The sequence below is a fragment of the Pseudonocardia sp. DSM 110487 genome, from assembly GCF_019468565.1.
GTDB lineage: Bacteria > Actinomycetota > Actinomycetes > Mycobacteriales > Pseudonocardiaceae > Pseudonocardia.
The window spans coordinates 2981348-2998357 of sequence record NZ_CP080521.1 but is presented as its reverse complement, the minus strand read 5'-3'; the positions used below and the strand labels follow the sequence as shown (position 1 = coordinate 2998357).

Here is a 17010-nt window from a genome sequence, read left to right as displayed (position 1 = left end):
TGTCACGTTAGGGCGGTGACGCGGCGGAGGGTGAGCGCGAGGCCGAGTGCCCCCGCGAACAGCGCCGTCACGTACGCCACCACGGCCGGCCAACCGCCGAGGTCGTATGCGATGCCGCCGAGCGCGCCGCCGACGCTGCTGCCCAGGTAGTAGGCGAAGAGGTAGAGCGAGGACGCGACGGCAGGGGAGCCCGCGGGCAGCATCGACGCGCGCCTGCCCACCCAGCTACTCGCCACCGAGTGGGCGGCGAAGAATCCGACCGTCACGACGATTAGCCCGGCCAGCACCACGGGCAGCGAGTCGGGCAGCGTCGCCCATGCCCCTGCCACCGCCACGAGCACCGCGGCCCAGAGCACGCGGCGCCTGCCCCACCGGTCACCGAGGCGCCCTGCCCCCGTAGACGCCCACGTGCCGGCGAGGTAGCCGAGGAAGACCAGCCCCAGCAGCGCGGCCGGCAGAGTGAACGGCGGCGCGAGCAGCCGGAAGCCCAGGTAGTTGTAGACCGTCACGAACGCGCCCATGAGCAGGAACGCGATGCCGAAGAGGCACCGCAGGCCGGGGTCGGCCAGCTGCGCGCGGAGCGGGCCGCCCAACTCGCGCAGCCGCACGCGCGCCGGGGCCGGGGCGAGTGCGGGCGGCAGCAGCAGCCGGAACGCCACCGTGCACAGCAGCGACAGCCCGCCGATGACGGCCAATGCCACCCGCCAGCCCGCCACGTCGGCGACGGCGCCCGCCACGAGGCGCCCGGACAGGCCGCCGATCGTGTTGCCCGCGATGAGCAGCCCGACGGCGCCGCCGAGCCAGCGCGGGGCCACCTCGCGCGTCACGTGTGCCATTGCCAGTGCCGGCAGGGCGGCCAGCGCGACGCCCTGCAGCGCCCGGACCGTGACGAGCGCGCCGAAGGTGGGCGCGAGCGGGGCGAGCACCCCCAGCACCGCGGACGCGGCGAGGGCGGCCGTCATCACGCGCGTGCGGCCCCACGACTCGGCCACCGCGGATAGCGGGACGATCGCGAGCGCGAGCGTCCCGGTGGTCGCCGACAGCGCGAGGCTCGCCGCCGACGAGGACACCGCGAACTCGGCCGCGAGGGTCGGCAGGAGCGCCTGCACGCAGTAGACCAGCACGAACGTTGCCAGCCCCGCGCACCACATCGCGGCGCCGAGCCGCCGGTAGGTGGGCGTGCCGCGCTCGTGGCCGGCGCGTGGCGGGGCAGTCGTTGTCATCGCTCACCACGGTAGGAGCGTGCCTTTGATGCGTCCAATGCATCTTTGCTTGCCATACGATGAAGAAGTGGATGAGTCAGAGCTGCTGGCCGCGCTCGCTCCCCGGCTGCGCCAGTTCACCGCCGTCGCCCGCACCGAGCACATGACCCGCGCCGCCGACGCGGTCGGTGTGCCGCAGTCCACGCTCAGCCGCGGCATCGCCCGCCTCGAACACGACCTCGGCGTGGCGCTGTTCGTCCGAACCGGCCGCACCATGCGGCTCACCCGCGCGGGCCGCACGCTGCTGCGGCACACCGAGCGCGCGGTCGCCGAGCTCGACGCGGCGGCCCGCGAGATCGTCACGGACGCCGACGCCGTGCGCGGCCGCGTGGCGCTCGGATTCCTGCACACGTTCGGCGCCGAGGCGGTGCCGCGGCTGCTCCGTGAGTTCCGCCGGACGCACCCGGATGTGCGGTTCGATCTCGCGCAGGGCGGCAACGACGCGATCATGCAGCGGCTCGGGGCAGGCGAGGTCGACGTGTGCGTCACCTCGCCGCTGCCCGCCGACCCCGCCCTCGTCAGCGCCCCGATGTACGAGCAGGAGCTGCGCCTCGTCGTGCCCGCCGACCACCCGCTCGCGGCCCACCGCAACGGGCTGCCGCTGTCCGCCGCGGCGGGCGCCCAGTTCGTGGGCTACCGGCCGGGGTTCGGGCTGCGCAGCCTCACGGAGGCCTGGTGCCGGGAGGCCGGCTTCGTGCCGCGGATGGCGTTCGAGGGCGAGGACGGGGAGACGCTGCGCGGCCTCGTCGGCGCCGGCCTCGGGGTGGCGCTGCTCGCCCCCTCGACGCACGTCACGCCCGGCGTGGTCGAGCTGGCCGTCACCGAACCGCGGACCACCCGCACCGTGGGGCTGGTCTGGGTTGCCGACCGGCCGGCAGGCCCGGCCGTGCGCGTGTTCCGGGACTTCCTGCGCCGGTCCGGCCCGACCTTGCTCGCGCCGCCGGAGGGGCCCTGAACAGCGGTTTCTCCGGCCTACTGTGATCGTCTACCTCCTCGCCCACGAGGGCCACTCCCCCGGCCCCGGCCCCGGCCCTGAGCGGCTGGGGCATGCTGGACGCTGTGATCGGCGCCCAGGTGTTCCGTGACCAGCAGACGCTCACCGGCGAGCGCGTCCGGCTCGAGCCGCTGACCCAGGCCGTGCAGGAGGACTACCTCACGACCCTGCGGGACCCGGAGGTGCAGCGGCTCACCGGCAGCCACGAGCCCGTCGACCCCGACGAGGTGAAGTGGTGGCTCGCCACCCGGCAGGACCACCACGACCGGGCCGACTGGGCCGCCGTCCGCATCGCCGACGGCGCGTTCCTCGGCGAGGCCGTGATCAACCTGCTCGACGTCGACAACGCCTCCGCCAACTACCGCATCCTGCTCGGCAGCCCCTACACCGACCGCGGCTACGGCACCGAGATCACCCGGCTCGTCGTCGACCACGCGCTGGGAGTGGGCCTGCACCGGCTCAGCCTCGGCGTCTACGCCTTCAACCCGCGCGCCCGGCGGGTCTACGAGAAGTGCGGCTTCGTGCTGGAGGGCCGCCTGCGCGACACCCTGCTCTGGGACGGGCAGTGGCACGACGAGCTGGTCATGTCCGTGCTGGCAGGCGACCCGCGATGATCGACGACCTCGGCACGACCGTCGCCGTGCCCGAGCGGGTGACACGGGTCGTGTCGATCGTGCCGTCGCTCACCGAGGCGGTGGCCGTCACCGCGCCGGGACTGCTCGTGGGCGCCACCGACTGGTGCACCCACCCGCCCGGCCTCGACGTCGAGCGCGTGCGCGGCACCAAGAACCCGGACGTCGACAAGATCGTCGCGCTCGCGCCCGACCTGGTCGTCGCGAACCAGGAGGAGAACCGGGCGAGCGACCTCGACGCGCTGCGCGCCGCGGGCATCGCCGTCTGGGTCACGGACATCCGGACCCTGGACGGCGCCTTCGCGTCACTGAGCCGGATGCTCGCGGCGTGCGGGCTCGACCGGCCGGCATGGCTGGACGACGCCGAGGCCGCGTGGGCGGCACTGCCCGAGCCGGCCGTGCGGCGCCAGGCGGTCGTGCCGATCTGGCGCAGGCCGTGGATGGCCGTCGGCCGCGACACGTTCACGGGTGCGGTGCTGCACCGCCTCGGCGTCGACAACGTGCTCGCCGACGCCGACGAGCGCTACCCGCGCATCCACCCCGAGCACCTGCCGCCCCACGACCTCGTGGTGCTGCCCGACGAGCCGTACCTCTTCACCGCCGACGACGGGCCGGAGGCGTTCCCCGGGGTGCCGACGGCGCTGGTCAGCGGGCGGCTCCTGACCTGGTACGGCCCGAGCCTGACGGAGGCAGCGCGCACCCTCCCCGCCGCACTGGCTCCCTAGGTGGGTGGTGTCTTTCACGTGGCGGTCCGGCCTCCGGAGGTGGTCTCGGTAGGACCTCCGGTGGCGCACCGGAGGCCGGTCCGACGCACATGATCAAGGCCTCGGCGCGAAAGCGGGCGGAACCGGTCGTGACCGGGACGCCGCTAGGGCGGTGATCACGGCGAGTGGTGTGGGGACGACAGATCTGTCGTCCCCACACCACTTCCGACGATCATGAGCCACTGGCGGGGCGCGTGGGCCGAAAAGGGGCGTCCACACAGCACTGAACCGGGTGCGGGACGGCACGGGGAGATCCGCGAGACCACCTCCTGGCGGCGCCGCGCCCAGAAAGGCAGGCCCCGGACTGCCCCGACGCATGCCCGAGGGCCGCAGAGGCTCACGGATCAAGGGACCGCGAAGCGGCTCGCAAAGCGACACTGAGCGCCCTCGAGCTGTGAGGGGCGGCCCCGCACCATGCGCGGCGCTGTGTCAGGAGGCCGGTTCAGGCTCAGGACGCCAACCACCGAAAGACACCAGCCACCTGGACTAGGAGGGTCCGCCTCAGCTGTCGGCGGCTTCGAAAGCCCCTTCATGGCCACCGTCTACGGCATCGACGCGCCCGCCTCCAGCTCCTACACCCAGGAACTGCTCGGCTGGTCGCCCACCCATCCGACGCTGCTCGACGACCTGGAGCACGGCGACTACCTCGCCACGCCGCGGTGACCGGCGTGCGCGTTGAGGTCACCGTTGGCGGGTCGGACGGATGATCATCTCGTTGACGTCGACGTCGGCGGGTTGGGCGATCGCGTAGGCGATGGCGTCGGCGATCGCGGCGGCGGGGATGGTGTTGGCGCGGTAGCCGACCATCAGGGCCTGTGCGGCGGGGTCGGTGATGGTGCCGGCGAGCTCGGACTCGACCACCCCGGGCGAGATGGTGGTGACCCGGATGCTGGGGTCGGCCTCCTGGCGCAGGCCCTCGGTGATGGCCCACGCGGCGTGCTTGGTGCCGGCATAGACCGCGGCGGTCGGCGACACGGTGTGGGCGGCGATGGAGGCGACGGTCACGAAGTGGCCGCTGTGCTGACGCTGGAAGTGCGGCAGCGCGGCGACGATGCCGTGCAGGAGACCGCGGACGTTCACGTCGATCATCCGGTCCCATTCGTCGACGAGCAGCGCGTCCAGTCGCGACAGCGGCATCAGGCCGGCGTTGTTGACCAGGACGTCGAGCCGGCCGTGTGCGTCCACGGCCGCGTCGACGAACGCCGCCACGTCGTGCCGGTCGGCGACGTCGAGCCGCCGCACGTCGGCACTGCCGCCCGCGGCACGGATCTTCTCCGCAAGCGACGTGAGCCGGTCCTCGCGCCGCGCGCCGAGCACGACGTGGTGTCCGTCGGCGGCCAGCCGCAACGCGGCGGCCTCCCCGATGCCGCTGCTCGCGCCGGTCACCGCAACCACTTTGCTCATTTCTTGCTCCTCCTCTGGGGTCGGTCTCCAGACTGGCTGGGACCGGGCCGGTGGAGGAGGCCGCGCACCTCCTGGGTGCGGCACACCCAGGATCAGGCGAGCGACTCGCGGGTGGCGGCGATGCTGCCCAGCAGGGCAAGGGCCTGGGCATCGGCCGACCCCGGCGCGGCGTGGTAGACGACGAGCTGCTGGCCCGGCGCCTCCCGGATGTCGAAGGTCTGCATGCTCACAGTGATCCGGCCGACATCCCGGTGGACGAACGCCTTGACCTCGGCGCTCTTGCCGCGGGCCTGGTTGCGGCCCCAGATCTGGCGGAACTCGGGGCTGGAGGCGTGCAACTCCTCGACGATCGCGAGGGTCCGCGGGTCGTCCGGCGCGGGCCCGGTGGACAGGCGGAACCCGGCCACCGTGTTGACGGCCGCGTGCTGCCAGTCGGCGTAGAACGCCCGCGCCGCCGGATCGCGGAACACGTTGAGCAGCAGGTTGTCCGAGTAGGTGAACGCGTCGAACAGCGCGGCGCCCAGCCGGTTGCGGGCCAGCACGTCGTAGCAGCGGCTGATCACCAGCGCGGCGTTGTCGGGCCAACCGTCCATGAGCTGCAGCAGGTGCGGGGACACGTGTTCGGGGCGGGCCGACACCGGGCGCGGCGCGAGCCCGGCCAGCCGGAACACGTGGTGGCGGGCGTCGTCGTCGAGCCGCAGCGCCTCCGCCAGTGCGTCGAGCACCTGCGCCGACGGACCGCGTTCGCGTCCCTGTTCCAGCCGGACGTAGTAGTCGACGCTCACCCCGGCCAGCAGGGCGACCTCCTCGCGCCGCAGCCCCGGTACCCGCCGTGCCCGGCCAGCGGGCAGGCCGACCTCGTCCGGCCGCACCTCGTCCCGTCTGCTGCGCAGGAACTCACCGAGCGCCCAGGTCACCGTGTCACGGTAGCCCGCCGGGATCACCCGTGGGCAGCAGCGCCTCATGCCACCATTCGCGAGGCCTCCGCATGAACGGCCTGCACCACCGCCCGCGCAGCCGCTGACGGCGACTCCGCGGTGACGACCTCGAGCGATCCGCTCGAGGTCACGACCGGGTCGTGGACGGGAAGCCAGCGCACCTCGGCCGGGACGGAGTCCGCCGCCAGTCCCGGGACCCTCGTGATCCCCATACCGGCGGCGACCAGTCCGAACCGGGTGGCCCAGTTCCGCGCCGCGTGGCCGATCCGAGGCCGGTCGAGCCCTGGCCACGGCCCGAACTGCGGTTCGCCCACCGGGCCGGTCCCCACGATCCAGGTCTCGTCGGCCAGGTCGGCGACGGTGACGACCTCCAGGTCCGCCAGCCGGTGGCCGATCGCCACGGCGATCCCAGGGCCGCGTGGAATCGCCACCACCTCGTGGCGCAGCCCGGCCAGGTCCCGCTCCGGCACGACCTCCCCCGTCGCCATCAGCGCGACCTCGATCCGCCCTGACCGCAAGCGCCGCACCTGGACCGGGCTCGCCGCCTCCTGCAGCTCCACCTGGAGATCGGGATGTCGCTGCCCGAGCAGGGCGATCGCGCGTGGCAGCAGGACCGCTGCTGCGGAGGGGAAACCCGAGACCACCAGGCGCCCGGCCAGCCGGTTGCGGACGCCGGAGACCTCCTCCAGCGCACCGTCGACCTCGCCGAGGATCCGTGCCGCGCGCCGGGCCACGACCTGTCCCGCCGCCGTCGGCCGCACGCCACGCGCAAGGCGTTCGAACAACGCGGTGCCCGCGGCCGACTCCATGGCCCCGACCTGGCGGGACACCGCGGACTGCGTGTAGCCCAGTGAGAGCGCCGCGGCGCTGAACGAGCCCCGCCGCGCTACCTCGTGCACGACGCGGAGCCCGACGAGCGTCATCTCGGCCATGGCCAGAGCATATGCGAATCGGTAATGGCAAACGTGCGAAACCCTCGCTTGTCGCACACCTCGTACGGACGGAGGGTGGGTGCATGGCAACGAACGAGAAGGTCTGGTTCATCACCGGCGCATCCCGCGGATTCGGCCGCATCTGGACCGAGGCGGCACTGCGGCGCGGGGACCTCGTGGCCGCATCCGCGCGCGATCCTCGCTCCCTCGACGACCTGGTCGCGACCCACGGCGACGCGCTGCTGCCGCTGCGCCTCGACGTCACCGACCGGAGCGCGGTGTTCGAGGCGGTCCGCCGGACCGCCGACAGGTTCGGCCGGCTGGACGTGGTGGTGAACAACGCGGGCTACGGGCACTTCGGCGCGGTCGAGGAGCTCACCGAGTCCGAGATCCGCGCCCAGATGGAGACGAACTTCTTCGGCGCGCTCTGGGTCCTGCAGGCCGCGCTGCCGATCATGCGTGAGCAGGGCTCCGGGCACCTGGTGAACGTCACCAGCGAGGGCGGGGTCCGGGCCTACCCCGGCATCGGCGCCTACCACGCGTCGAAGTGGGCACTTGAAGGGCTGAGCGAGTCCCTCGACAAGGAGGTGCGTGACCTCGGGATCCGGGTGACCAATGTCGAGCCCGGGCCGTACGCCACCGACTGGCTGGCCGTCGGTTCGCGGCACAGCCCGCCCATCGCCGCGTACGACCCGCTCCGCGCCGACACCGGCGCCTTCGAGATCGGCGACCCCGAGGCCACGACCTCGGCGTTGTTCGCCGTCGTCGACGCCGATGAGCCGCCGCTGCGGGTCTTCTTCGGCAGGTCCTTCGAGCCGGTGCGCGACGAGCACATGGCGCGGATCGCCGAGTGGGAGCGCTGGCAGGACGTCGCGCTCTCGGCGTTCGGACCGGTCGCCGCGGCTCGCTGAACCCCGCGGCGGCGTGCGACCGCCCAACGGCCGTCAGACCTTGGGCAGGGCCGCGGAGGCGTGCACCCGATCCCGGTCGTGGAATCGCAGGGCTGGGGGAGCATCTCGGCACGGCGGAGCCGCCACCGGTGCAACCCGTGCCGGTCGACGCAGCCCGTCGCAGGTCAGACACCCCGTCGACCGGACGCGCCAGCCGAGAACGAACGCGCCGGGCGACACAGGGCCCTGGCCGACCCGGCATAAGCCTGTGATCACCAGACCGGCGCGTTTCCCGACGCGGGGCGTCGGCCTTCGCGCCGAACCGCTGATCACCGCTCCGGTCGCGCTGCGTTCCGCGGAACGCCCCCAGGGGGTGCGGCCGGGTGCCGGACGCTTTCGTGGGCGCGCCGTTCCCGGCCCGGGCCACCCGGCGCTCACCCACCAGCCCTCGGCCGCCGTTGAGTTCCCGCCGGTTCACCGCAACCCCCGCCTCATGGAGGTGGCCGGGTTGGGTGCACTACCGAATCATGTGGTTGCGCGGGCGGCCGTCCCCGACGCGGGGGCACGCCCGTTCCGGACGAGACCACCGCCGGTGTGGGTGCCACGCGACTGGCTGTGGTCCCGTTCTCGCCCACTGGCCGCACCGGGAACCTGGGGCGTGATCAGCGGGATCGGGACCTGAGCGGCACCCCTGCGGGTGGCATCCCGTTCCTGCTGATCACGGACCTGCCCGCGGCCCTGCCCCAGGGTCGTTCGCCTCGATCATCCGGGAGAGGGCTGGGGTGTGGAGGGTCGGGACCACAGCCGGTTGCGTGGCACCCAACCCGCGGTGGTCTCGTCGAGAACGGGCGTGCCCCCCAGTCGGGGACGGCCGCCCACGCCACCCCAGGGTTCGGTAGTGCACCCAACCCAGCCACCTCCACAAGGCGACGGGGTCGAGGTGAACGGGCGGAACCCCGCGCGAGGCCCGGCTCACGGGGCGGGCGCCGGGTGGCCCGGGCCGGGAACGGCGCGCCCACCGGCAGCCGCCCGACCAGACTCGACCCGATGGACCGACGCGATCGCGCCACCCCGGCCGCTCGACCGGCGGCGAGCATGATCCGAACTAGCGGTTGTCCACGGCTGCCCCCACAACCATGAGCACCCGAAACTCCGGATCATGCACGGGAAGATCGCGAGTATCGGGTGCTCATTGCTGCCGGCACAACCATGAGCAACCGATACTTCGGATCATGGGCGCGGCGCTCGAGGCTCCTGCAATTCGCGACCGAGCACCCTCTGATCCGCGCTTGCCTGTCCTACGATTCGGGTCCGGGAACCCTGCGTTCCGGGGAACGGGCGCTGTCATTGCGTCAGGGCTCCGGCGCCTCCTTCACCCGCGCCACGAGCTGGGTGGGGTTGACGTACCGCAACGCGATCACCAGCAACACCAGCATCGTGGACGTGTAGATCACGGCCATGGCGTCCACCGACTGCTGCGCCCTGATCCCGGCGGCCGACATCGAGTAGTACAGCGCCACGACCAGCGTCTGGGAGTCCGGGCCCGCCGTCAGGAAGGTCAGCTCGAACATCCCAACGGTCCGGACCAGCACCAGGATCGACGCCGCCAGTATCCCCGGGACGAGCAGCGGTCCGAGCACGCGCAGGAAGAGCGCCCGCATGCCGGCCCCGCACATCCGGGCGGCCGACTCGATGCTCGGGTTGATCTGCTCGATGAACGGGGTCATCGTCAGGATCACGAACGGCACCGACGGCACCAGGTTCGCCAGGACGACGCCGGACATGTTGCCGGCGAACCCGTACTTGTAGAGCACGGTGGCGAGCGGGATGCCGTAGGTGATCGGCGGCATGAGGATCGGCAGCAGGAACGCGAAGTACACGAGCCGCTTGCCCGGGAAGCTGCGCCGGGCCAGCACGTACGAGGCGGGCAGGCCGATCAGTACCGAGATCAGCACGACGAGGAGCGACACCTGCAACGTGACGATCACGACGTCGAGCAGCCCGAAGCTGCGCCATGCGTCGGCGTACCACTGCACGGTGAAGCCTTCGGGCACCCAGGTGCCGAACCAGCGCGTGCCGAACGAGCTGACCAGCACCGACCCGACCACGCCCGCCAGGTTGACCAGGAAGAACGCGACCACGCCCCACACGAGCCACGCACCAGGGCTCGCGACGATCCGGCGCTTTCCCGGCTGGAGCGCGACCATCAGCCCTTGCCTCCCGTCGAGCCGGTGTAGAGCCGCGACCGCCACAGCAGCACCACGGCGATGACGATCAGCTCGACCGCCCCCATCACCATCGCGATGGCCGCTGCGAGCGAGTAGTTGTACTGCTCGTACTGGGCCTGGTAGGCGGCGATGGCGAGCACGCGCGTCTCCCCCGCCGGGTTCCCGACCAGGATGGCTGAGGGGAACACGCTGAAGGCGAGCACGAACGCAAGGCAGAACGTGGTGGCGAGCCCTGGCGCGAGCAGCGGCAGCGTGATGTGGCGGAACCGCTGCTTCCAGTCGGCGCCCAGCGTGGCCGCCGCCTGTTCGAGGGTGGGGTCGATGCCCGACAGGTAGGACAGGATCAGCAGGAACGCGAACGGGAACCCGGTGATCACCAGGGAGAAGAACACGCCCCAGTAGTTGCCGACCAGCCGCACCGGATCGTCCACCCCGAGGCTCAACAGGATCTTGCTGAACCAGCCGGCCGGCCCGAGGAAGTTCAGCAGGCCCTGTGCGGTCAGCACGGTGCCGAGCGTGATCGGCACGACCAGCACGGTCGTGAGCAGCCGCTTGCCGCGGAAGCTGCCCCGCATCCGGTAGGCGATGGGTACCGACGCCAGCACGTTGAGCAGCGCCGCAGGCAGCGACAGCCCCAGCGTGATCCAGATCGTGTTCCGCTGGTACGGGTCGGTGAAGAACGCTGCGTAGCTGGCGAGCGGCCCGCCCTCCTCCGGCGCGAACGACAGCTGCAGCCCGTAGAAGAACGGGTAGAGGAACAGCAGCGCGACGAACAGCACGGCCGGGGCGAGCAGGAGCAACTGGCGGTCCACGCCACGCTCGGCGAGCCGGTGGCGCAGGGCAGGCGTCTGCGGAGTGCGTTCGGCCCGCTCCAGGGTGGCGGTCACGCGCCGCCCCCTGGCGCCGATGGCAGCAAGGCCACCTTGCTGGCGTCCGGATACCGGTGCCTCATCGGGTCACCTCCGCCAGCTCCGCAGGGGCCTTGTCTGTGGGGGACCTCTCGTAGACCAGCAACCGCTCAGGGGGCACCGCGAGCGTCACGGCGTCGCCGGGTGCAAGCCGCTGCTCGGTGCGCAGGTGCAGCGCCCGGCCGCCCGCTGTACGAGCCTCCACGGCGAGCTCCCGGCCCTGGTACTCGACCACCTCGACGGTGGCGTCGATCCGGTTCTCCGCGTCGACGCCGACGACCCGTACGTCATCGGGCCGCACAGCAGCGACGACCGCCGCCCCCGCCTCGACGGGGGACATCGCAGTGCCGACGAGCCGCATGCCCTCGCCCTCGAGCACCACCTCGTCACCCGATGCACGAACCGCGGTCATCTCGATCATGTTGCGGAAGCCCATGAAATCGGCGACGTGCCAGTTCGCCGGCCGGGTGTGCAGCTCCTCCGGCGTGCCGACCTGCTGCACGCGCCCGGCCCGCAGGACGACGAGCCGGTCGGCCAGCGACAAGGCCTCCTCCTGGTCGTGGGTGACGTACACGGTGGTGAGCCCGAGCGACTGGTGCAGCCGCCGGATCTCGGTGCGCATCTCCAGCCGCAGCTTGGCGTCGAGATTGGACAGCGGCTCGTCCATCAGCACGAGCGACGGCTCCAGCACGATCGCGCGGGCGATCGCCACCCGCTGCTGCTGCCCGCCCGACAGCTGGCCCGGCAGTTTGGCAGCGTGCTCCTCGAGCTGGACGAGGCGGATCGCCTCCTCGGTGCGCCGCGCGACCTCCGCGCGCGCCAGCTTGCGCATCTGCAACCCGAAGGCGACGTTGCGGCGCACCGACATGTGCGGGAAGAGGGCGTAGCTCTGGAAGACCATGCCGAACCCGCGCTTCTCCGGCGGCAGCACGTCGATCCGCTTCTCGTCCTGCCAGATGCTCCCGGCCGTGAGCGGCAGCAGGCCCGCCAGGCAGTTCAGCGCCGTCGACTTGCCGCACCCCGACGGCCCGAGCAGGGCGATGAACTCGCCCGCCCGGATCGTGAGGTCGAGGTCGGCGAGCGCGTCCTTGCCGGAGAACCGCCGCCCGACGCCGTCGAGCCGCAGCTCGCGGAAATCCGAAGTCACGAGTTGCCCCCGCCGATCTCGCGGTCCCAGCGGTCGAACGCCGCCACCATGTCCTTCGTGGCGAGCGGGGTGGCCTTCGGGTGGTTCGCGATCAGCGCCTCGTACTCGGGGCGGCCGTACTGCTGGATCACCTGCTGCGACTCCGGCGGAGCCATGTCGAGGCTGACGCCCTCGACCGCGGGCCCCGGGTAGAAGTAGCCCTTGTCGTAGGCCTTGGCCTGCTGCTCAGGGGTGAGCATGAACTGGATCAGCGCGAGCAGGGCGGCCTGCTTGTCGGCCGATGCGCCCTTCGGGATCGCGGCGTAGTGCGCGTCGGTGACCCACGTGAAGCCCTCGAGCGTGCCGACCGCGTACTCGGCGGGAACGGTGCCCAGCGCGCGCGGGTTGATGTCCCAGCCCGTGGTGCTGACGATGATGTCGTACGTGCCGTTGGCCAGGTTCTTCATCGTGTCGGACGTGCCCGACGGGTAGGACGTGATCGTCTTGTCCAGCTCGGCGAGGTACGCCCATGTCTTCTCCCACCCGCCCATCGGGTCCTTCGGGTTGGAGTCGCCGAGGATGTAGGGCAGGCCCATCAGGAACGTGCGCCCCGGCCCCGAGTTGGACGGGCGCGCGTACCCGACCTTGCCAGGGTTGGCCTGCGCGTAGGCGAGCAGCTCCTCGGCCGTCTTCGGCGGCTTCGGCACCCGGTCCGGCGCGTACTCGATGAGCGGCCCCGACGGGTAGTAGGTGACGACCACGCCGTGGTCGGCGGCCAGCTCCTGCATCGCGGCGGCCGGCTCCTGGTAGTTGTCCATGTTGGAGAGCCGGTCGGCGAACTGCGGCAGCAGCGGTGTGAACAGGCCCTGCTCGGAGCCGGCCGACAAGCCGTCGGTGCCGGTGAGCACCATGTCGATGCCGAGCCGGCCCGCGTCCTGCTGCGCCTTGATCTTGCCGGCCATCTCGGGCGCCGCCGCCTTCTCGGTGGTCACGCGCGAGACGATGTCCGGGTTCTTCGCCACGAAGTCGTCGATCATCCCCTGCGTGAGCTGCAGGTTCCCGGCGACGTCGAGGATGTTGAGCGTGACCGCCTGGGACGGGCGTTCGGGCACGTCGCCGGCCGGCACCTGGGCGGTGCCGGGCCCCTCGGGCGCCCCGCAGCCTGCCAGCAGCAGGATCGCGCTGATCCCGCCCGCGGTGAATGCCCTGCGCCAGTGCATGGTCATCGGCTGGTTCCCTTCGTCTCAGGAGTTGGGCGCGACCCCGGTCGTGCCGCGCACGATGAGCTGAGTGGGCAGTTCGCGGTGCATCGGGCCCGCGTCCGCCCCCGCGTCGAGCAGCGACAGCAGCAATCCGACGGTGGCCCGGCCCGCCGCACGCTTGGGCACGGACACCGTGGTGAGGGCGGGGTGGCTCATGGCGGACATCCCGATGTCGTCGCACCCGACGACGCTCATCGCCGTCGGCACCGGGATGCCCCTTGCGCCGAGGCGGCTGAGCAGGCCGAGCGCGACGAGGTCGTTGTAGGCGATCACGGCGGTGGCGCCGGACGCGATCGCCAGGTCGGCTGCCGCGACCCCGCCCTCGAACTGCGGCGGGAAGTGCCCGAGGTGCACCAGGTCGATCTCGCCCGCCTCCGCGGTGCGGTGCAGCCCCTTCTCCCGCTGGGCGTTCGACCACGACGTGCGCGGCCCGGCAACGAACGCGACCCGGCGGTGCCCGAGCGCCGCGAGGTGCTCGAGGGCCTGCCGCATGCCGTCGGCGTTGTCGACGGTGACGCTGGGCCGCTCCCCCGCTTCGCGGTTCATCAGCACGACGGTGGTGTCCGAGCCGACGCAGGCGAGCTCCTCGTCGGGGGCGCGCGGCGAGCAGAGGATCAGGCCGTCGACCTGCTTGGCGAGCGCCCGCAGCAGGTCTGCCTCGACGCCGGGCTCCTCGTCGGTGTCGGCGATGAACACCGAGTGGTCCGCCGCTCGCGCCGCGGCCTGCACGCCCTTGACCACGGCCGCGAAGAACGGGTTGGAGAGGTCCGGGACGATCAGCCCGAGGTTGCCGGTGCGTCCGGTGATCAGGCCCCTGGCCGCGCGGTTGGGCCGGTAGCCCAGGTCGCGCGCCGCCGCCTCGACCCGCACCCGCGTGGCCGGTCGCACCAGGTCGGGCATCGACAGCGCCCGCGACACGGTTGCCTGCGAGACCCCCGCCGCACGGGCGACGTCGCGGATCGTGGGCGCCACGGAGCCTCCGTCGTTGGTCGGCTGTTGCGTGCGGAAGTCTGAAACCGTTTACGGCCCTCGTCAACCCCCCTCTTCCAGGAGAGTCGATCTCCCGCGCGACGCTCGCGATGTAAGCGTTGCAATCCTTTCCAGCGATTGGTGCGGCTCAGGAACGCCACATTCGGCGAACCTGCAGGACAGGAACATGGCGTTCCTGAACGTCACCGCACCCGGATCGCGGGCGCCTCCGTCTTGCCGTACTCCTCCCGCAGGGCGGGGAGCAGCTCGCGCTCCGCGAAGGTCACGTAGTCGGGCTGGGTGTCACCGCCCACCTGGACCAGTGCGACGTGGGTGAACCCCGCGTCGACGAACGGGCGCACCGCCTCCACGTGGGCCGCCACGTCGGGCCCGCACGGGATGGCACCCGCCACGTCGTCGGGCCTCACGAACTGGGTGGCCGCGGCGAACGCGGCCGTGCCGGGCAGCTCGGCGTTGACCTTCCAGCCGCCCGCGAACCAGCGGAACTGGTCGTGGGCGCGCGCGATCGCCGTGTCGCGGTTCGGCCCCCAGCAGATCGGCTGCTGGCCGATCTTGGGCAGGCTGGTGCCCGCGGCGGCGTCGAAGCGCCCCACCAGCTCCGGCAGCGGCTCGACGGAGACCATCGCGTCCGCTACCCGGGCGAACGACTCCACCGACTGGTCTCCGGACACCGCGACCGCGATCGGCACTCCGCCGTCCGGGCAGTCCCACAGCTTCGCGGAGTCGACGCGGTAGTGCGCCCCGTTGCGGTTGACGTAGTCGCCGGCGAACAGCTCCCCGATGATCTCGACGGCCTCGCCGAGCATCTCGTGCCGCACGTTCACCGGCGGCCAGCCTGCGCCGATCACGTGCTCGTTGAGGTTCTCCCCCGCCCCGAGCCCGAGGCAGAAGCGCCCTTCGCCCGCGATCAGCGCCACCGTCGCCGCATTCTGCGCCACGACAGCGGGGTGGTAGCGCATGATCGGGCACGTCACGTACGTCATCAGCGGGATCCGCTCGGTGGCCGCGGCCACCGCCCCGAGCACCGGCCACGCGTTCGGCGCGTGCCCCTGGCTGTCGAGCCATGGGAAGTAGTGGTCGCTGATCACCGCGAAGTCGAAGCCCGCGTCCTCGGCCGCGACGGCGTCGGACACGAGCTCGCGTGGTCCACGCTGCTCGCAGAGCAGGGAGTATCCGAAGGCCACCATCTCCTCGCGGTACCCCGCGCGCGCCTCACCTATCCGACGAGCCCCCCGCTCGTCCGTTACCGGGCGGCGGTTGCAGGGGCGACGCGCTCGGCGAGGGCCCGACCGCTGGCAGCGGCGTCCTCCATCGCCTTGGCGCGGGATGCGGCGGCGAGTTCGCGCAGGTGCGCCATCTCCGGCTTCATCGCCGCCAGCGTCAGCTCCGCGGTCACCACCGTGACGTCGGCGCCGAACACGTCACCGAAGATCCGCCGCACGTAGGGCGTGTCGTGGTCCCACCCCTCGCGCGGGGTGCCGGGACCGTAGCCGCCGCCCCGCGAGACCACGACGGTGACCGGCCGCCCCGCGAGCGGGGCCGAGCCGGGAGCGAAACGCGGGTCGGTGAGCACGAGGTCGATCCAGGTCTTGAGGTGCTGCGAGACGCCGAAGTTGTACAGCGGCGCGGCGATGAGGGCGGCGTCGGCGTCGAGCAGCTCGTCCGCGAGCGACGAGGCCAGCGTGCCCGCGGCCCGCTGCTGCGGCGTGCGTTCGGCCTCGGGGGTGAACAACCCGGACACCGCGAGCTGCCACGCGTCGGCGGGCACCGGGTGCGCGGCGAGATCGCGGCGGACCACCTTCGGCTCGGGATGGTGGTCACGCCATGCGTGCTCCACGGCGTCGGCCACGGCCCGGCTCACGGACGCGTCGCCCTGGATGCTGCTGTCCACACGGAACAAGGTCATCGAGGATTCCTCCCAAGAGATGCGTGCTGCCACCCAGATCGTCTGTGATTCAGACGATCGTGTCAACAGAGCGTCTCACGGACCACATTCCCGGTACGATCGGCCTGTGACCAGCCCCCCGAACGTCGAGTCCGACCTCGGCTGGGTGCTGGGCACCATCACGCGTTCCTACCTGCGCATCGCCGCGCAAGCGGTGGCGGACGTCCCCGGCGGGCCACGCGGCTACCAGGTCCTCTCGTCCGCGGCCCGTGGCGATGCGGGCACCCAGCTCGCGATGGCCCAGCGCCTCGGCGTCGACCGCACCGTGATGACCTACCTCCTCGACGATCTCGAGAAGGCCGGGCTGGTCGAGCGCAAGCCCGATCCCGCCGACCGCCGCGCCCGACGGGTCGTGCTCACCGAGGACGGCACGGCCCGGCTGTGCGACGTCGAACGCAGGCTGCGCAGGGTCGAGGAACACGTGCTCGGGCCGCTCAACCCTGAAGAGCGCGACACCCTGCGCACCCTCCTGCAGCGGGTCGCCGTCGCGACCGGCGACGAGCGCACCGATGCCTGCGACATGGCGCAGGAGATCGAGAACAACTGCTAGGAGGTCCTGAACAACTCAGGCCGTAGCGAGCGGCGTACAGGTGGTGTCCTCGCAAGGCGGACGATCGCGCCGATACCGCTGTTGTATCGGTGCGATTGTCCAACGCGGCGAGGGCCGTTCTCAGAGCCAAGGCCGGTGAGCTGCCACCAGTAGCCAGCATCACTCATGGGGCGAAGGCTGCCCGC

At 72.1% G+C, this 17010-nt stretch carries 17 protein-coding genes; 6 read left to right on the top strand and 11 right to left on the bottom strand.

The window, feature by feature from the left end; genetic code table 11:
* Positions 1-2 precede the first annotated feature (2 nt).
* On the bottom strand, positions 3-1223 hold the full coding sequence (locus K1T35_RS13815; RefSeq protein ID WP_255621871.1) for an MFS transporter: 1221 nt from the start codon (positions 1221-1223) through the stop codon (positions 3-5).
* A gap of 67 nt (positions 1224-1290) precedes the next feature.
* Here K1T35_RS13815 and K1T35_RS13810 point away from each other — a divergent pair, with 67 nt between their 5' ends.
* From K1T35_RS13810 to K1T35_RS48810, 4 genes are all read left to right on the top strand, one after another.
* Positions 1291-2217 (top strand): LysR substrate-binding domain-containing protein, encoded by a 927-nt coding sequence (locus K1T35_RS13810; RefSeq protein WP_220260565.1) that lies wholly within the window; start codon positions 1291-1293, stop codon positions 2215-2217.
* Positions 2218-2309: 92 nt separating this feature from the next.
* Positions 2310-2870: a GNAT family N-acetyltransferase gene (locus K1T35_RS13805; RefSeq protein ID WP_220260564.1), complete on the top strand. Its 561-nt coding sequence runs from the start codon at positions 2310-2312 to the stop codon at positions 2868-2870.
* Positions 2867-3613 carry a helical backbone metal receptor gene (locus K1T35_RS13800; RefSeq protein WP_220260563.1) on the top strand — a complete coding sequence of 249 codons (747 nt, stop codon included), beginning with the start codon at positions 2867-2869 and terminating at the stop codon, positions 3611-3613. Before K1T35_RS13805 ends, K1T35_RS13800 begins: the two co-directional genes overlap by 4 nt.
* 570 nt (positions 3614-4183) lie before the next feature.
* Positions 4184-4315, top strand: coding sequence for a hypothetical protein (locus tag K1T35_RS48810; RefSeq protein WP_255621870.1), 132 nt, complete (start codon positions 4184-4186; stop codon positions 4313-4315).
* An 18-nt stretch (positions 4316-4333) separates the two neighbouring features.
* On the opposite strand, the gene K1T35_RS13795 is transcribed toward K1T35_RS48810, so the two are convergent.
* From K1T35_RS13795 to K1T35_RS13785, 3 genes are all read right to left on the bottom strand, one after another.
* A complete protein-coding gene (locus K1T35_RS13795) occupies positions 4334-5056 on the bottom strand; it encodes an SDR family oxidoreductase (protein WP_220260562.1) in 723 nt (240 codons plus the stop codon).
* Positions 5057-5148: 92 nt separating this feature from the next.
* Complete coding sequence (locus K1T35_RS13790; protein WP_255621869.1) at positions 5149-5973, bottom strand: helix-turn-helix domain-containing protein; 825 nt, start codon at positions 5971-5973, stop codon at positions 5149-5151.
* A gap of 44 nt (positions 5974-6017) precedes the next feature.
* Positions 6018-6926: a LysR family transcriptional regulator gene (locus K1T35_RS13785; protein WP_220260560.1), complete on the bottom strand. Its 909-nt coding sequence runs from the start codon at positions 6924-6926 to the stop codon at positions 6018-6020.
* Between the two features lie 83 nt (positions 6927-7009).
* Here K1T35_RS13785 and K1T35_RS13780 point away from each other — a divergent pair, with 83 nt between their 5' ends.
* Positions 7010-7837: an SDR family NAD(P)-dependent oxidoreductase gene (locus tag K1T35_RS13780; RefSeq protein ID WP_220260559.1), complete on the top strand. Its 828-nt coding sequence runs from the start codon at positions 7010-7012 to the stop codon at positions 7835-7837.
* A 1331-nt stretch (positions 7838-9168) separates the two neighbouring features.
* Here K1T35_RS13780 and K1T35_RS13775 read toward each other — a convergent pair.
* From K1T35_RS13775 to K1T35_RS13745, 7 genes are all read right to left on the bottom strand, one after another.
* Positions 9169-10023 (bottom strand): ABC transporter permease, encoded by an 855-nt coding sequence (locus K1T35_RS13775; protein ID WP_220260558.1) that lies wholly within the window; start codon positions 10021-10023, stop codon positions 9169-9171.
* On the bottom strand, positions 10023-10931 hold the full coding sequence (locus tag K1T35_RS13770; protein ID WP_220260557.1) for an ABC transporter permease: 909 nt from the start codon (positions 10929-10931) through the stop codon (positions 10023-10025). Before K1T35_RS13770 ends, K1T35_RS13775 begins: the two co-directional genes overlap by 1 nt.
* Before the next feature lie 61 nt (positions 10932-10992).
* On the bottom strand, positions 10993-12099 hold the full coding sequence (locus K1T35_RS13765; protein ID WP_220260556.1) for an ABC transporter ATP-binding protein: 1107 nt from the start codon (positions 12097-12099) through the stop codon (positions 10993-10995).
* Positions 12096-13304: an extracellular solute-binding protein gene (locus K1T35_RS13760; RefSeq protein WP_255621868.1), complete on the bottom strand. Its 1209-nt coding sequence runs from the start codon at positions 13302-13304 to the stop codon at positions 12096-12098. The genes K1T35_RS13765 and K1T35_RS13760 overlap by 4 nt, the downstream gene beginning before the upstream one ends.
* Positions 13305-13322: 18 nt before the next feature.
* Entirely contained in the window at positions 13323-14312 is a 990-nt protein-coding gene (locus tag K1T35_RS13755; RefSeq protein WP_220260555.1) for a LacI family DNA-binding transcriptional regulator, read from the bottom strand.
* A 200-nt stretch (positions 14313-14512) separates the two neighbouring features.
* Entirely contained in the window at positions 14513-15514 is a 1002-nt protein-coding gene (locus K1T35_RS13750; protein ID WP_220262583.1) for a TIGR03557 family F420-dependent LLM class oxidoreductase, read from the bottom strand.
* Between the two features lie 59 nt (positions 15515-15573).
* Positions 15574-16236, bottom strand: a complete 663-nt coding sequence (locus tag K1T35_RS13745) for an FMN-dependent NADH-azoreductase (protein WP_220260554.1) — start codon at positions 16234-16236, stop codon at positions 15574-15576.
* A 106-nt stretch (positions 16237-16342) separates the two neighbouring features.
* On the opposite strand from K1T35_RS13745, the gene K1T35_RS13740 reads away from it, so the two are divergent.
* Positions 16343-16825, top strand: a complete 483-nt coding sequence (locus K1T35_RS13740; RefSeq protein WP_255621867.1) for a MarR family winged helix-turn-helix transcriptional regulator — start codon at positions 16343-16345, stop codon at positions 16823-16825.
* The last annotated feature ends 185 nt before the right edge of the window (positions 16826-17010 follow it).

Excerpts from the sequence above, each read along its gene's own strand:
- K1T35_RS13815 (WP_255621871.1), bottom strand. The coding sequence starts at position 1,223 with ATGACAACGACTGCCCCGCCACGCGCCGGCCACGAGCGCGGCACGCCC.
- K1T35_RS13805 (WP_220260564.1), top strand. The coding sequence starts at position 2,310 with ATGCTGGACGCTGTGATCGGCGCCCAGGTGTTCCGTGACCAGCAGACG.
- K1T35_RS13800 (WP_220260563.1), top strand. The coding sequence starts at position 2,867 with ATGATCGACGACCTCGGCACGACCGTCGCCGTGCCCGAGCGGGTGACA.
- K1T35_RS48810 (WP_255621870.1), top strand. The coding sequence starts at position 4,184 with ATGGCCACCGTCTACGGCATCGACGCGCCCGCCTCCAGCTCCTACACC.
- K1T35_RS13795 (WP_220260562.1), bottom strand. The coding sequence starts at position 5,056 with ATGAGCAAAGTGGTTGCGGTGACCGGCGCGAGCAGCGGCATCGGGGAG.
- K1T35_RS13785 (WP_220260560.1), bottom strand. The coding sequence starts at position 6,926 with ATGGCCGAGATGACGCTCGTCGGGCTCCGCGTCGTGCACGAGGTAGCG.
- K1T35_RS13780 (WP_220260559.1), top strand. The coding sequence starts at position 7,010 with ATGGCAACGAACGAGAAGGTCTGGTTCATCACCGGCGCATCCCGCGGA.
- K1T35_RS13775 (WP_220260558.1), bottom strand. The coding sequence starts at position 10,023 with ATGGTCGCGCTCCAGCCGGGAAAGCGCCGGATCGTCGCGAGCCCTGGT.
- K1T35_RS13760 (WP_255621868.1), bottom strand. The coding sequence starts at position 13,304 with ATGACCATGCACTGGCGCAGGGCATTCACCGCGGGCGGGATCAGCGCG.
- K1T35_RS13745 (WP_220260554.1), bottom strand. The coding sequence starts at position 16,236 with ATGACCTTGTTCCGTGTGGACAGCAGCATCCAGGGCGACGCGTCCGTG.